Annotated in this window: 12 protein-coding genes; 8 read left to right on the top strand and 4 right to left on the bottom strand. The window is 67.0% G+C overall.

The annotated features are described in order from the left end of the window. Positions 1 to 374: 374 nt before the first annotated feature. From ACYVAG_RS17335 to ACYVAG_RS17305, 7 genes are all read left to right on the top strand, one after another. Positions 375 to 1,082: a DUF6803 family protein gene (locus ACYVAG_RS17335; protein ID WP_027586302.1), complete on the top strand. Its 708-nt coding sequence runs from the start codon at positions 375 to 377 to the stop codon at positions 1,080 to 1,082. 31 nt (positions 1,083 to 1,113) lie between these two features. Then, a complete protein-coding gene (locus ACYVAG_RS17330) occupies positions 1,114 to 1,809 on the top strand; it encodes a response regulator transcription factor (RefSeq protein WP_065673967.1) in 696 nt (231 codons plus the stop codon). 53 nt (positions 1,810 to 1,862) lie between these two features. Then, the gene (locus ACYVAG_RS17325) at positions 1,863 to 2,948 is read left to right on the top strand and encodes a sensor histidine kinase (protein ID WP_460771756.1); all 1,086 of its coding nucleotides are present in this window, start codon (positions 1,863 to 1,865) and stop codon (positions 2,946 to 2,948) included. Between the two features lie 35 nt (positions 2,949 to 2,983). Then, on the top strand, positions 2,984 to 4,462 hold the full coding sequence (locus tag ACYVAG_RS17320; RefSeq protein ID WP_460771754.1) for a multicopper oxidase family protein: 1,479 nt from the start codon (positions 2,984 to 2,986) through the stop codon (positions 4,460 to 4,462). A 175-nt stretch (positions 4,463 to 4,637) separates the two neighbouring features. Next, positions 4,638 to 4,943, top strand: a complete 306-nt coding sequence (locus tag ACYVAG_RS17315) for a hypothetical protein (RefSeq protein ID WP_065673968.1) — start codon at positions 4,638 to 4,640, stop codon at positions 4,941 to 4,943. A 68-nt stretch (positions 4,944 to 5,011) separates the two neighbouring features. Next, the gene (locus tag ACYVAG_RS17310; protein WP_460771753.1) at positions 5,012 to 7,348 is read left to right on the top strand and encodes a copper-transporting P-type ATPase; all 2,337 of its coding nucleotides are present in this window, start codon (positions 5,012 to 5,014) and stop codon (positions 7,346 to 7,348) included. Positions 7,349 to 7,468: 120 nt separating this feature from the next. Then, on the top strand, positions 7,469 to 7,813 hold the full coding sequence (locus ACYVAG_RS17305; protein WP_460771751.1) for a cytochrome c oxidase assembly protein: 345 nt from the start codon (positions 7,469 to 7,471) through the stop codon (positions 7,811 to 7,813). A 45-nt stretch (positions 7,814 to 7,858) separates the two neighbouring features. On the opposite strand, the gene ACYVAG_RS17300 is transcribed toward ACYVAG_RS17305, so the two are convergent. From ACYVAG_RS17300 to ACYVAG_RS17290, 3 genes are all read right to left on the bottom strand, one after another. Then, on the bottom strand, positions 7,859 to 8,617 hold the full coding sequence (locus tag ACYVAG_RS17300) for a nucleotidyl transferase AbiEii/AbiGii toxin family protein (protein WP_460771749.1): 759 nt from the start codon (positions 8,615 to 8,617) through the stop codon (positions 7,859 to 7,861). Positions 8,618 to 8,630: 13 nt separating this feature from the next. Continuing rightward, on the bottom strand, positions 8,631 to 9,650 hold the full coding sequence (locus ACYVAG_RS17295; RefSeq protein WP_460771747.1) for a type IV toxin-antitoxin system AbiEi family antitoxin: 1,020 nt from the start codon (positions 9,648 to 9,650) through the stop codon (positions 8,631 to 8,633). A gap of 61 nt (positions 9,651 to 9,711) precedes the next feature. Beyond that, the gene (locus ACYVAG_RS17290; protein ID WP_460771746.1) at positions 9,712 to 10,269 is read right to left on the bottom strand and encodes a YdcF family protein; all 558 of its coding nucleotides are present in this window, start codon (positions 10,267 to 10,269) and stop codon (positions 9,712 to 9,714) included. Between the two features lie 85 nt (positions 10,270 to 10,354). Here ACYVAG_RS17290 and ACYVAG_RS17285 point away from each other — a divergent pair, with 85 nt between their 5' ends. Further along, positions 10,355 to 11,494 (top strand): hypothetical protein, encoded by a 1,140-nt coding sequence (locus ACYVAG_RS17285; protein ID WP_460771744.1) that lies wholly within the window; start codon positions 10,355 to 10,357, stop codon positions 11,492 to 11,494. Between the two features lie 226 nt (positions 11,495 to 11,720). On the opposite strand, the gene ACYVAG_RS17280 is transcribed toward ACYVAG_RS17285, so the two are convergent. Next, on the bottom strand, positions 11,721 to 12,758 hold the full coding sequence (locus ACYVAG_RS17280; RefSeq protein WP_460771743.1) for an LLM class flavin-dependent oxidoreductase: 1,038 nt from the start codon (positions 12,756 to 12,758) through the stop codon (positions 11,721 to 11,723). Positions 12,759 to 12,860: the final 102 nt, after the last annotated feature.

The following is a 12,860-nucleotide window of genomic DNA, read 5'->3' as shown; positions in this document are numbered from 1 at the left end:
TCGTGAGATCGTTGGACCCCAAGGGCACCGGCCAAACTAGGTGGGGCATGCGCTGGAAGCCAGCGTTGAACGCGTTCGCCACCACCTTCGCTGACCGCATGCCCGCGGCCAGCACCACCCAGTAGAAACCGCCACTTACACCGTTAATCGGACACTCCCTGGCCATCGAGAGCAGTGCACGGCAGAGAGGCGGCCGAACCGAGTGCCGGTCGACTTCTGGTGGGTTTCTGTGCCACTGCGGGTACTGCACAGGTCCGGGGCATCGATGGTCCGGACGGGGGAGGTGGGTGACAGCCGGTGTTCGCGGTGGATCTTGATCATTTCTTCACACTGTCTCGCTCGTGGCTCGACATGCCGCCTGGAGGCTTGGCGGCATGACGACGAATGAATCCTCATCCCTGGCTCGTGGGTCCCTCGCATTCCTGGGAATTGCCAGCGTGGCCGCGGTCGGGCTGGCCCTGGCCGTGCCCGACCTGACTGCTGGCTCGGGCATGGCTGGCATGGCGATGACCCACTACATGGAACTTCTCGCGGTGCGGCAACCGTGGAACCTGCTGTTGTTCATGGCCCTCCCGGTCATCCTGGCCGAGACCTTGGCGATCACGGAACTGGTCATGCTGCTGGGGCGCCGCAATGACCGGCCCGCAGCCCCGTGGGTGGCGAGGCTCAGTCGGGCTGCTGGCCTGCTCGCCGGTCCCGTGTGGGTCTTCATCGGGACGCACCTGATGGTCCACGCGGTGGTGCCCTTGACCATGAATGGGGGATGGCGCGGCCCGGCTGATGTCATCGCGGTCCTCAGCTACCTGGTCGGTGGCCTGCCCATGCTCGTGATCAGTCTCCTCGAGGCGGGGGTCCTGGGCCGCAGTAGTGAGAACCGTCTGCGGATGCACGTGGCGATGGTGGCGGCCTTCCTCGTGGTGGCCCACGTGGCGATGATCTTCGGGATGGTCGATCCGGCAGTCCTGGGAGGTGACACGTCGTCGAGCGTCATGACCCATGACATGGGTGGCATGTCCGGCATGAACCACGACATGGGCAGCATGAACCACAACATGTCCCCGTCCTCGCAACCGACGAGGTGACGCCTGCTGGGTCTCGTGGTGAGGTGGAGCCATGAGCGATGTGGCGCGCACTTCGGTGCTGGTGGTCGACGACGAACCGGTGCTGGCCGGCACGGTGAAGAACTACCTGGAACGGGCCGGCATGGCCGCAGACACCTGTGCAGACGGGAACGAGGCGGTGTCGCGGATCCGGGAGGAGCAGCCGGATGTCGTCATCCTCGACCTTGGCCTTCCGGGCCTCGACGGAGTGGAGGTCTGTCGCAAGGTGCGCACCTTCAGCGACTGCTACGTCCTGATGCTGACCGCGCGAGCTGACGAGGTGGACATGCTCATCGGGTTGTCCGTGGGCGCGGATGACTACCTCACCAAGCCCTTCAGCCCGCGCGAACTCGTCGCACGCGTCCAGGTGATGCTGCGTCGCCCGAGATCCACGGCTTCGGCATCCGTCGCCCGCAGGATCGGGGAACTGGTGGTGCATCCCGACTCGCGCGAGGCTTTCATGGATGGTGTGGCGGTGGACCTGACACGCACCGAGTTCGACCTGCTGAAGGCGCTGTCCGCGCATCCCGGACGTGTGTTGAGCCGGCGTCAGCTCACGGACATGGTCTGGGGCGAGGACTGGGTCGGCGACGACCATCTGGTCGATGTCCACGTGGCACACCTTCGCAAGAAGCTGGGTGAGGAGGCCGCCGATCCCCGCTACGTGCTGACTGTGCGGGGCGTGGGCTACCGGATGGGCCGAGGCTGATGGGAGGACGGCCATCAGAGCTGTGGCCCGGGTTGTCGTGGGGTCGACGGCTGGTGTGGACCCAGTTCGCCGTCATGGTCACCATGAGCGTCACGCTGGTCCTGACCGCCCTGGAGATGGGCCCGCCGTTGTTCAAGAAGCACATGGCCGAGGCCGGGCACACCCAGCCCATGGTGCTGGACCATGCCGAGCGTGCCTTCCATGACGCCGGTGCGGCCTCCCTGGGATTGGGGCTTGCCGCCGCGATGATGATCGCGGCGGTGACGTCATGGGTGCTGAACCGCAGCCTCATCCGAGGGCTGGATGCCCTGGCCGAGGGGGCTGAGAGGGTCGCGCACGGCAACTACGACGACCCCGTGCGCATGCCGCCACTGGGGCGCGAACTCGAATCCGTGGCCCATGAGTTCAACCGGATGGCGGCCCAGATCGCGGCCACGGAGGCCACCCGACGACGCATGTTGACCGATCTTGGCCATGAGCTGCGAACGCCCCTGTCCGTGACGCGGGTGACGCTCGAGAGCCTCCAGGACGGAGTCGCCGTGTATGGGCCGGAGGTCCTTGAGGTCCTCCAACGCCAGAACGAGCGCATCACGGCGCTGGCGGCCGACATCTCCGAGGTCTCCAGGGCAGAGGAGGGGCGGATCCCCTTGGAACTACGGCTGACCCGCATCGATGACCTGGTGAAATCGGCGGTCACCTCGTGTGCGAAAGCCTGTGCCGAGGCAGGTATCCAGCTGGTGACCCGTGGCAACTGCCCCGTGGAGGTGGATGTCGACCCTGCACGCATCGGCCAGGTCCTGGACAACCTGCTGCGCAACGCCGTCCAGCACACGCCACGCGGGGGTGAGGTATGTGTGACGAGCTGGTCTGACACGGACTCGGTGTCCATCCAGGTCAGCGACACCGGCGCAGGCATACCCGCCGGTGAGGTGCCCCACGTCTTCGAACGCTTCTTCCACCAAGGATCACGCAGGGTCCGTGACGTCGACGGCGGAACCGGAGTCGGCCTGACCATCGCCAGAGCCGTCGCCCGGGCACATGGGGGCGACGTGCTGGCGGCCAGTCCGGGGGTGGGCTGCGGTGCGTCGTTCACCCTGGTGCTGCCACGAAATCTTGATCGAATCTCCACACTTCCCTGACCCGGTCACAATGCGGGGCGGGAAGAGTCGTGGGCATGAACACGATCACTCGCCGACAGGCCTTGCTCGCCGGCCTCGGCCTGGCATCCACCAGCGCCCTGGCTGCATGCGGCGCCAAGCAGCCCGCCCCGGCCAGCACCACCCCGGCCACATGGGCCATCCCGACCCAGACACCACTCGCCACCCCGGCCGGGGCGACGACCGTCACCCACACCCTGACCCCGCGCCCTGTCACCTTGGACCTGGGCGGTGTCCTGGCCAAGACCTGGGCCTACACCGACGAACTCGACGGGAACGTCCTGCGCGGCAAGGCGGGCGACCTGTTCCGGGTCACGGTCGACAACCAGCTCCCCACAGCCACCTCGGTGCACTGGCACGGCATTGCCCTGCGCAACGCCTCCGACGGTGTGCCTGGTGTCACTCAGGACCCCATCGCCGCCAAGAGTGCCTTCACCTACGAGTTCGTCGCACCCCATGCCGGAACCTACTTCTTCCATCCCCACAGCGGAGTCCAGATCGACCGGGGCCTGTACGCTCCCCTCGTGCTGGACGACCCACGCGATCCGGGCGACCACGACGCGGAATGGGTCCTGGTCCTGGATGACTGGACCGATGGGGTGGGCAAGTCACCGGATGCGATCTTCGCCGACTTCAAGGCCAACAGCGGCCCCCTGTCCCAAGGAATGAACCACGACATGGGAGGCATGGACCACGGCAGTTCCCCCTTGGGCGATGCCGGAGACATGAGCTACCCGCACTACGTCGTCAACGGCCGGATCCCGGCCGCACCGCGCACCCTCACGGCACGCCCCGGAGACAAGATCCGGCTACGGCTGATCAACGCCGGAGCCGACACGATCTTCAAGGTCGGCCTGTCCGGGCACCGACTCACCATCACCCACGCCGACGGATTCGCCGTGCAGCCAGTCGAGGCGACGGCCATCTACCTCGCCATGGGAGAAAGGATCGACGCCACCGTCACCGTCGGCGACGGCGTCTTCGTGCTGCAGGCCGCCCCCGAGGGCAAGACCGGTACTCCCGCCCGCGCCATCGTCAAGACCGGCGCCGGCAGCATTCCGCCGGCCACCACCCGAATCCCCGAACTCGGAGGAAAGGCTGTCCTTGGCACCGCCCTGCGCGCCGCCGACGCAGCCAAGCTGCCCGACAAGGAACCGGAGCAGACCCTCGAGGTCCAGCTCAACGGCCAGATGAAGCCCTACGCCTGGGGCATCAACGGCAAGAAGTTCGGTGAGGACACACCCCTGTCGATCAGCCTGGGACAGCGGGTCCGGATGCGGATGACGAACATGACGATGATGGCCCACCCGATGCACATCCACGGCCACACCTGGTCCCTGCCGGGCAGCAACGGACTACGCAAGGACACCGTGCTGCTGCTGCCCATGCAGACCATCGAGGCCGACCTGCAGGCCGACAACCCCGGAGCCTGGATGCTGCACTGCCACAACATCTACCACGCCGAGATCGGCATGATGACCAGCCTGCGCTACTGACCCCAGCCCACGCCGATGCGGTTCCCGCGTCGCCCCGGGAACCGCACCGCCGCATGCCCGCACATGCCTCCGACGTCTTGGTCAAACCTTCATCATTTGCCCCGGTCCAGCTTCATGGACGCTCGACAGTCTGGATGGTGACGGCAGCCAGCCACACACGACGAAGGAGACCACCATGTACACAAGCCCCACCCAGCTCAACCGCAGTGACAGCGACGCTCCCCGCCCCGCCGCCGACCCGGTACTCGAGCCCGTGCAGCACCGGCACGACCCGAAGATGACAGGCCACGGCAAGAGCCACCACTGGATGCACCTGCTGATGTGTGCCCCGATGCTGCTCATCGTGGCCGGATACCTGTGGACAGGTCGTGCCAGCCTCGCCGCAGGCGGCGTCATGGCCGCCGCCATCCCCGCCCTCGGCTGCGTAGTGATGATGTGGCTCATGATGCGGATGATGAACCACGGGGCCGATCACCACTGAGCCAAGAACCTCGCACCACGCGCCCACCAGCACCACAGAGCACCACCACTCAACGGACGAAGAAGACCATGACCAGCCCTACCCCACCCGACAAGCCCATCACGGCTGAAGGGGACTCCTTCACCTGCCCCATGCACCCCGAGGTCACCAGTGACCACCCTGGCCGCTGCCCCAAGTGCGGCATGTTCCTCCAACCGGACGGACAGCCCCCCGCGCCAGCAGCACACCAGCACACCCACCCCGGGCAGCCTGCTGCCCACCAAGAGCACGGCGGGCAAAGCGCCCCGCCACCACAGGCCGACACCGGCCCACGCGATGGCGAATGGACCTGCCCCATGCACCCCGAGATCCGGCAGGATGGGCCGGGCGAGTGCCCGATCTGTGGCATGGCGCTCGAACCGGTCTCGGTGGGCGTCCACGACGGACCCAACCCAGAGCTGGCAGACATGCGCCGCCGTCTCCGCGTGGCAGCCGTGCTCAGCCTGCCCCTGGTGGTGCTGGCGATGGTCCCGGCCCTGGCCGTCGGGGCGTGGGTGCCCTGGGTCGAACTCGCGCTGTCCACCCCCGTGGTGTGGTGGGCCGGGTGGCCATTCTTCGCACGTGGCGCCCGATCAGTGGCCAGCCGGCACCTCAACATGTTCACCCTCGTCAGCCTCGGTGTGGGTGCCGCGTGGTTCTACAGTGTGGTCGCCGTCCTGGCCCCGGGGATCTTCCCGGCCATCATGCGTGATGACGGTGGCCGGGTCGGCGTCTACTTCGAGGCCGCCGCCGTGATCATCACCCTGGTGCTGCTGGGGCAGGTACTCGAACTGCGGGCACGCGACCAGACCTCGGGTGCCATCCGCGCCCTGCTGGACCTGTCGCCAGCCACCGCGCACCGCATCAACCCCGACGGAGAAGAAGAGGAAGTGCCATCCGCGGACCTGCAGGTCGGCGACCATTGCCGGGTCCGCCCCGGTGAGAAGATCCCAGCAGACGGCATCGTGGTCGACGGCCACGCCTACGTCGACGAATCCATGATCACCGGCGAGCCGGTACCTGTTGACAAGAACCCCGGCGACCGTGTGATCGGCGGCACCATCACCAGCGGCGGCAGCCTGGTCATCGAGGCCACCGGCCTGGGCGCCGACTCGACCCTGGCCCGCATCGTCGACCTCGTGTCCCAGGCGCAACGTTCCCAAGCCCCCATCCAAGGGCTCGTCGACAAGATCTCCGCTGTGTTCGTGCCGGTCGTGATCGGCATCGCACTGATCACCTTCGCCGTCTGGGCCACGGTCGGGCCACAGCCCCGGCTACCGTTCGCGATCGTTGCTGCAGTGTCCGTGCTCATCATCGCCTGCCCTTGCGCGCTTGGCCTTGCCACACCCATGTCCATCATGGTCGGGGTTGGTCGCGGAGCCCGCGATGGCGTCCTGGTCAAGAACGCCGAAGCACTCGAACGACTGCAGAAGATCGACACCCTGGTGGTCGACAAGACCGGGACCCTGACCCAGGGCCATCCCAGCCTCGTCGACCAGAAGGTCGTCGCCGGCCACCACGCCGAGATCGTGCTGGCCATGGCGGCCGCTGTCGAGTCCGGGTCCGAACATCCCTTGGCCCGCGCGATCGTCGACGCGGCGCGAGAACGCGACGTCACCGTACCGACCGCCACTGCATTCACCGCCCACCCGGGTGGCGGCGTCGAAGCATTGGTCGACGGTCACCAGGTCATGGTCGGCAGCCCTGCCTTCCTCACGACCCAGCATGCCGACACGACCCCCCTGACCGACGACATCGACGCCTTCCGTCGCCAAGGAGCCACTGCCGTCATCGTGACTGTCGATGGTCAGCCTGCAAGCATCCTGGCCATCGCCGACCCACTCAAGCCCACCACCGCCCAGGCCATCGACGACCTACGTCACCGTGGCATGCGGATCGTGATGCTGACCGGGGACAACGCCACCACCGCCCACGCCATCGCCGACGAGCTCCACATCGACGAGGTGATCGCGGACGTGCTTCCGGATCAGAAGCATGGGCACGTCCAGCGGTTCCAGGAGCAAGGTCACACGGTCGCGATGGCCGGTGACGGCGTCAACGACGCCCCTGCCCTGGCCGGGGCGGACGTTGGCGTCGCCATGGGCACCGGGACCGACGTCGCCATCGAGAGCGCAGACGTGACCCTCCTCGGCGGCGACCTCGCAGCCCTGGTCAAGGCCCGCGACCTGTCCGTCGACACTATGCGCAACATCAAGCAGAACCTGCTGTTCGCATTCATCTACAACGTCATCGGCATTCCGATCGCCGCGGGAGTGCTCTACCCCGCCTTCGGCTGGCTGTTGTCCCCGATGATCGCCGCAGCCGCCATGGCCCTCAGTTCGGTGAGCGTCATCACCAACTCCCTGCGCCTGCGCCGACACCACTGACATGAACCGCCCCCCATAAGCTGCCCGGAGTTCACTCTGGGTTGGCTTCTCGCACCCAACCGGGGCCCAGCCAGACCGACAACCCGGGGCCAAATGAAGTTGACATAGCCACACGGGTGGGTGCACTCGCTGGTGCACGTGCACTTCCTCGCCGCGGGCTACCTGTTCGCATACTCCATCTGTGGCGCCGATCCCGCGCCGCACCGGCCGTCGGTGCCGTTCCGGCTGGTGGTGCTGGGCGTGTCGATCACGGTGCACGCGCTGCTGGCGCAGGCGATCTATGGGGGCCTGTGGACGCAGGTGCCAGCGACGCCGGCCGAGCGCAGGGCTGGAGCCGACCTCATGTACTACGGCGGGGACATCGCCGAGCTGGGCCTGGCCCTGGCGATGGTCTCGACGTGGCGTCCGCGGCCGGCGGTCGGGCGACGACGGGCGCTCAGCAGCCCCGCAGCACGGACGCCTTGACGTACAGGGATCGATGCTCGCGCTGTCGCTACGCGGCGGTGCCGGCTAGTACGGGCGGCCCTCGTTGAATCCTCTGGTGTAGGCGTCAAGCAGGTCGGGGGCCGAGGCGCGAGGTCTTCCGAAGTCGATATCCAGACGGCGACGGGTGGCTTCCTGGCACAGGACCTGAGTGACAGCCGCAGCCCGGGCAGGATCTGTGAAGAGGCCGCCAGCGAGCCTTCCAGAACGAAATGCCGCGGCCAGAGGATGGTCGTGATCGCAGGCACGCAACGCGTGCTCGTCGTCCCATGTCTCGTCGCCGTACACCCCGTCCGAGGCCGCCTCGAGAAGGGTTCTGAGGTCGCGTGCGTCCTTCGGGTCTTCCCGGCCCCGGTCCCGCCACGCAAGTATCTTCAGTGCCGTCTGGGCCTCTGCGCTGGCGACCGGTACTGCAAGGTGGGCGGCGAGTTGTGCGATGTCGGGTGCTTCCAGGGCTTCAGCCAGTCCGACCACGTCGAGTCTCGACTCGTCGGTGAACGTGACAGTTCCGGCTTCTTCCAGACCGCCGAACGGAACCACATCCACCTCGACGCCGAGCACGCGCACCTTGTGGTCGAGGTTGGGGATCCGCTCGAACCCACTCGTGAATTCCTGAAAGTGGGGCGTCCCCTGGACGGCAACCGCGATGTCGATGTCGTGAGTCTGACGGGTCGGTCGGTTGCCGAGTGGAGCGTGCACCGTGAGGTCGCGCGCGGCTGCGCCGATCAACAGCCACTTGGTGCCCAGCGTTTGCGCCTGTGCGGCCAGCTCTTCGATGACTGGCACAGCAACTTGGTGGTCAGCAGAAGTAAGGTCGAAGTATCGGGTCACGACGCTCGAACTCCCTCCTGACCTGATCCACCCGTGGGTCGGCAGCAGCCACAAGATCAGCGTAGACAACGACCGACGGAGCAACGCCGGGGCGAGGACGTCCGACCTCGGCCTCCGGAGCCCAGAAGGGGCGGCGGATCGTGACGTGCCCGTCAGGGTACGGCCTGAGGCGCAGTGCTCGGATGAGCTTGCCTGGCTCGTGCGTATAGAACTCCCCTATCTCGGTGTAGAGGTCGTACTCGAGTAGGGAGAGGGCTGTCTCTCCGGAGATGAGTGCGCCTGATTCGGCGACTGCTGGAATGGCAGACCTCAAATCTGTGTCCGTCCGGAACCGGCCCACCAGAAGGCCGTCACGGGCGTGGGTCGCATAGCTCGTGACCCACGAGATCAGGAGGTTGCGCCAATGTTCCTGCGCCTGTGGGTTGTGGTCGGGCATCGTTTCGTAGCCTTCCCCACGGAGTTGCGTCACCACGCTGTGGGCGGTTGCGACTGAGACCCCGGATTGTTCGGCAATGGTGCGCAGGGGCTCGTTGAGTTTGGTGGGCTCGCTGAGGATCGGAAGTAGCGCTCGGAGTCTTGCTCGGGTGAAGAGAGGGGCGTCCGATCGTCGCTCGATCTCCGATGGCCGGGGCGGTCGTCGCCCCTGAATCTCCAAAGCCATGCCAGGAGCCCTTACGGAAGCGTTGCCGGCCGTATCGAGGTAGTTCCATCCATGGGCACGCAGAAGGCTCCCGACCTTGGGCGTCACATGGTCCGCAATCACCATGCGGGGAGTGCTCAAGGCTGGCAGAAGCGGCACCCACGCTGGACGGAGGTTTCGTTTGAGCGTGACGGGAAACGTGTGGGTCACGTCGTCAAGGCTAACTATGGCGTGCCCGTCCTCAAGAGAGTCTGAGGCGTCCAGGGACCACTGTAGGTGCCCCCCCTGAGGCATCGCCATGGATGCGGCCTCCAGCAGGTCCCGGTCGCGCGTGTTCAACTTTGTCACGCTTTCACGATACGCGAACGGGGAGGAAAAATGAACAAGCCCCGTTCGTCGAAGGCCATGCTCAGCACCCCCGCAGCACGGACGCCTTGACGTACGCCCCGGTCTCGTAGAGCACGGCGACGGCCTTGGCGCGGCGGCCCTCGGACTCCTGGACGTGCATGCGGACCGTGCCGGGGAAGCAGCGCTCCATCAGCATGCGGGACCGCGACAGGTGGGTGCGGTGGCTGACCACGGTGACCGACGTCCAGCCGCGCTCGCGGGCGAGGCCGGCGAACACGCGGGCCTCGCCGCGGGTGGTGAGCGGGTCGGGGGTGGTGCAGACGACCTCGCGACCACCGCTGGTGCCGGCGGCGCAGATCTTCGCGTACGCGGGCATGGCCATCAGCTCGGGTGTGGTGGAGACGACGAGCACCCGGCCGGGCAGCTTCGTGTAGAGGTCCTGGAGGATGACTTCGACGCCGCCACCGGACGCGAGCACGTACGTCGCGTCGGTCTGCTGGAGGGGGTCGACGACGGGCCGTAGGATGTAGCGGGAGGCGAGCGCGGCCCATGCGCTGCCGGCCAGGAGGGCGGCGAGGGTCGCTGCGGCCAGGATGCGTCGCGTCCTGGGGCCATGCACGTCGCAAGTCTATGCAGCCATTCAGGGGCGCCTCCTTAGTGCAGTCGCGTCCTCGCAGGACCGGTGAGCGAAGGGGCGGCGGGCAATGACGGATGAGAAGACAGAGAACGAGCGCGTCGTGAGACGCGAGCTCGAGCGGCTTCGGGGCTTCGTGACGGGCCTGAGCCTGGAGGATGTCCGGTCCGGTGACTGGTTTGCCAAACTCCTCACATTCTCTTTGGGCCGGTACACGGCGCAGGTGGACGCGGACTACTTCCGAAAGAAGTACCCTCACCTCCCTCCCGATGCGATCGCCGCGGCGCGCATCGACCTGGCGGCGAAGTACGCAGGCATCGAGGGTGCTCTGAGCGCATCGGCCTACACGGGCGCGGTGGCGGCAACGATCGGCAGCGCAGGAGGTGCCTCTCCCGTCGCGCTTCCTGCAGGGCTCACGAGCTTTGTGGTGGACCTCACCTATGTCTCGCAGCTCCAGCTCAGGTTGGCCTACGACCTCGCGGTGATCTACGGGGTTCCTTTGGACACTGACGATCCAGAAGAACTGTGGAAGCTCATCAAGATCGCCTTCGGTGTGAAAGCGGCCGAGACGGGCGGCAATGCGCTGATGAAGGGTGTGCCGGCCGTAGTTCGTCCTGTGGTGAAGAAGGTGTTCAGCGGCTCCACGCTGACTGCGGTCAGGAGCCTGCCTGTGGTTGGCCGGTACCTCCTGCAGCGGAACCTGATCAAGTTCGCGATTCCTGCAGTGGGAGTCCCGCTGACGACGGGTGTGAACTTTTGGACGACGAAGGTCGCAGGACGGCAGGCGCTCAAGACGTTCCGAACCGAGGCCCGGATTATCGAGGAAGCTGGCAGGGCTGTGGCAGGCACGGAACACCATGAGCTGCTGCTCTGGGTGGGGTGGCTCGCGGCCGTTGCGGACGGACAGGTGACCGAACGACAACGAGCATTGCTGCACCACGTGAGCGTGGGCGTTGTCGAGCGAGGGTTGAGCACGGAGTTGATCGACCAGTTCCGAGGAACGGTCGAGGTCGATCGTGCTGCTATCTGGGCGAAGTTGGCGGCGGCGGGGGACTCGCTCGAGTCGGTCTATGGCATGGCGAAGCTGGTGGCTGTCATTGATGGCAAGGTTTCAGGGACGGAGAGAGAGCTGTTGGCCCAGATCGCAGGCCGGTGCGGTGTGACGTTCGACCCTTTGGTCGTGCGGAAGGTCGCAAAGAGCTGGGAGTGACCATGCGGGTCGGCCTCGACGGCCACGACACCGCCCCCCGAGGCCAGCACGTACGCGGCGTCGGTGGGACGGTCGGGGTCGACGGTGGGGTGGACGACATAGCGCCAGCACGCCCCAGCCCACACGACGGCGAGCAGCGCAGTGGCGGCGGACAGGACGAGCAGGGGCTTGCGGTTCACGCCGCGAGGCTAGCCGGAGCGGGAGAACGGGGGGTTACGGCCGGCCGTCAAACGGCGTACCCCGTGACGGGCCCCTCGGTGTTCGGTCGCCATCCGAGCTCCGGCGCGACGTGCTCGGCGAAGTTCTGCAACACCCGGAGGTTCGCGTCGACGCCGAGCTGTGACGGGATGGTCAGCATGAGCGTGTCGGCCGCCATGACCGCGGCATCGCTCCTGAGCTCATGGACCAGCCGGTCGGGCTCCCCGACATAGGTGCGGCCGAACGTGGAGCGGAAGCCGTCGATGACCCCGATCTGGTCGTGGCCCTCGCGGCGCATCTGCAGCCAGAGCGCATCGTTGCCGTCGACGACGGGGAACACGCTGCGGCTGACCGACACCCGCGGCGTCCGCGCGTGGCCGGCGGCGGCGTACGCATCGCGATAGCGGGCGATCTGGTCGGCCTGGAGGTCGCCGAACGTCTGGCCGGTGGCCTCGGTGAGGAGGGTGGAGCTCATGAGGTTGAGTCCCTGGCGACCGACCCATTCGGCCGACTCACGTGAACCGGCACCCCACCAGATGCGGTCGCGTAGCCCGGGGGAGTGGGGCTCGACGGACAGCCGCACACGGCGGCCGTACTGCGCGGGGTCGGCGTCGACCATCGTCTCGCCGTCGATCGCCTGCAGGAAGGTCGTGAACTTCTCGCGGGCGATGTCGGCGCCCCTGGGGTCGGTCGAGCCGGTGTAGCCGAACGCCTCCCAGCCGCGGTCGGCCGGCTCGGGTGATCCGCGGCTCACGCCGAGGGCGATGCGATTGTTGGCGATGAGGTCGAGCGCGGCGGCCTCCTCGGCCATCTGCAGCGGGTTCTCATAGCGCATGTCGATCACGCCGGTGCCGACCTCGATGCGTTGCGTACGCGCGGCCATTGCGGTGAGCAGCGGCATGGGGGAGGCGGCTTGGCGGGCGAAGTGGTGGACGCGGAGATAGGCGCCGTTGACGCCGATCTCGTCCGCGCCGACGGCGAGGTCGACGTGGTCGTGCAGCATCTGCTGCGCATCGGGGCCGGGCGCGCCGTAGTGACCGAAGCTGAGGAAACCGAAGGCCTTCATGTGTCGGGCAACGTGGGTGACTGTTCAACTATTCCCGCTGGGAGCGGGTCGAGGAATGCGTGTGCTCTTCGAGCGAGCGCCGCGAGTCGCGAAGCCTCTACC

It is taken from the genome of Mariniluteicoccus flavus, assembly GCF_054776655.1.
This window is presented reverse-complemented; position numbering and strand designations above follow the sequence as displayed.

Coding starts and splice junctions, on each gene's coding strand:
- ACYVAG_RS17335 (WP_027586302.1), top strand. CDS start 375: ATGACGACGAATGAATCCTCATCCCTGGCTCGTGGGTCCCTCGCATTC.
- ACYVAG_RS17330 (WP_065673967.1), top strand. CDS start 1,114: ATGAGCGATGTGGCGCGCACTTCGGTGCTGGTGGTCGACGACGAACCG.
- ACYVAG_RS17320 (WP_460771754.1), top strand. CDS start 2,984: ATGAACACGATCACTCGCCGACAGGCCTTGCTCGCCGGCCTCGGCCTG.
- ACYVAG_RS17315 (WP_065673968.1), top strand. CDS start 4,638: ATGTACACAAGCCCCACCCAGCTCAACCGCAGTGACAGCGACGCTCCC.
- ACYVAG_RS17310 (WP_460771753.1), top strand. CDS start 5,012: ATGACCAGCCCTACCCCACCCGACAAGCCCATCACGGCTGAAGGGGAC.
- ACYVAG_RS17285 (WP_460771744.1), top strand. CDS start 10,355: ATGACGGATGAGAAGACAGAGAACGAGCGCGTCGTGAGACGCGAGCTC.
- ACYVAG_RS17280 (WP_460771743.1), bottom strand. CDS start 12,758: ATGAAGGCCTTCGGTTTCCTCAGCTTCGGTCACTACGGCGCGCCCGGC.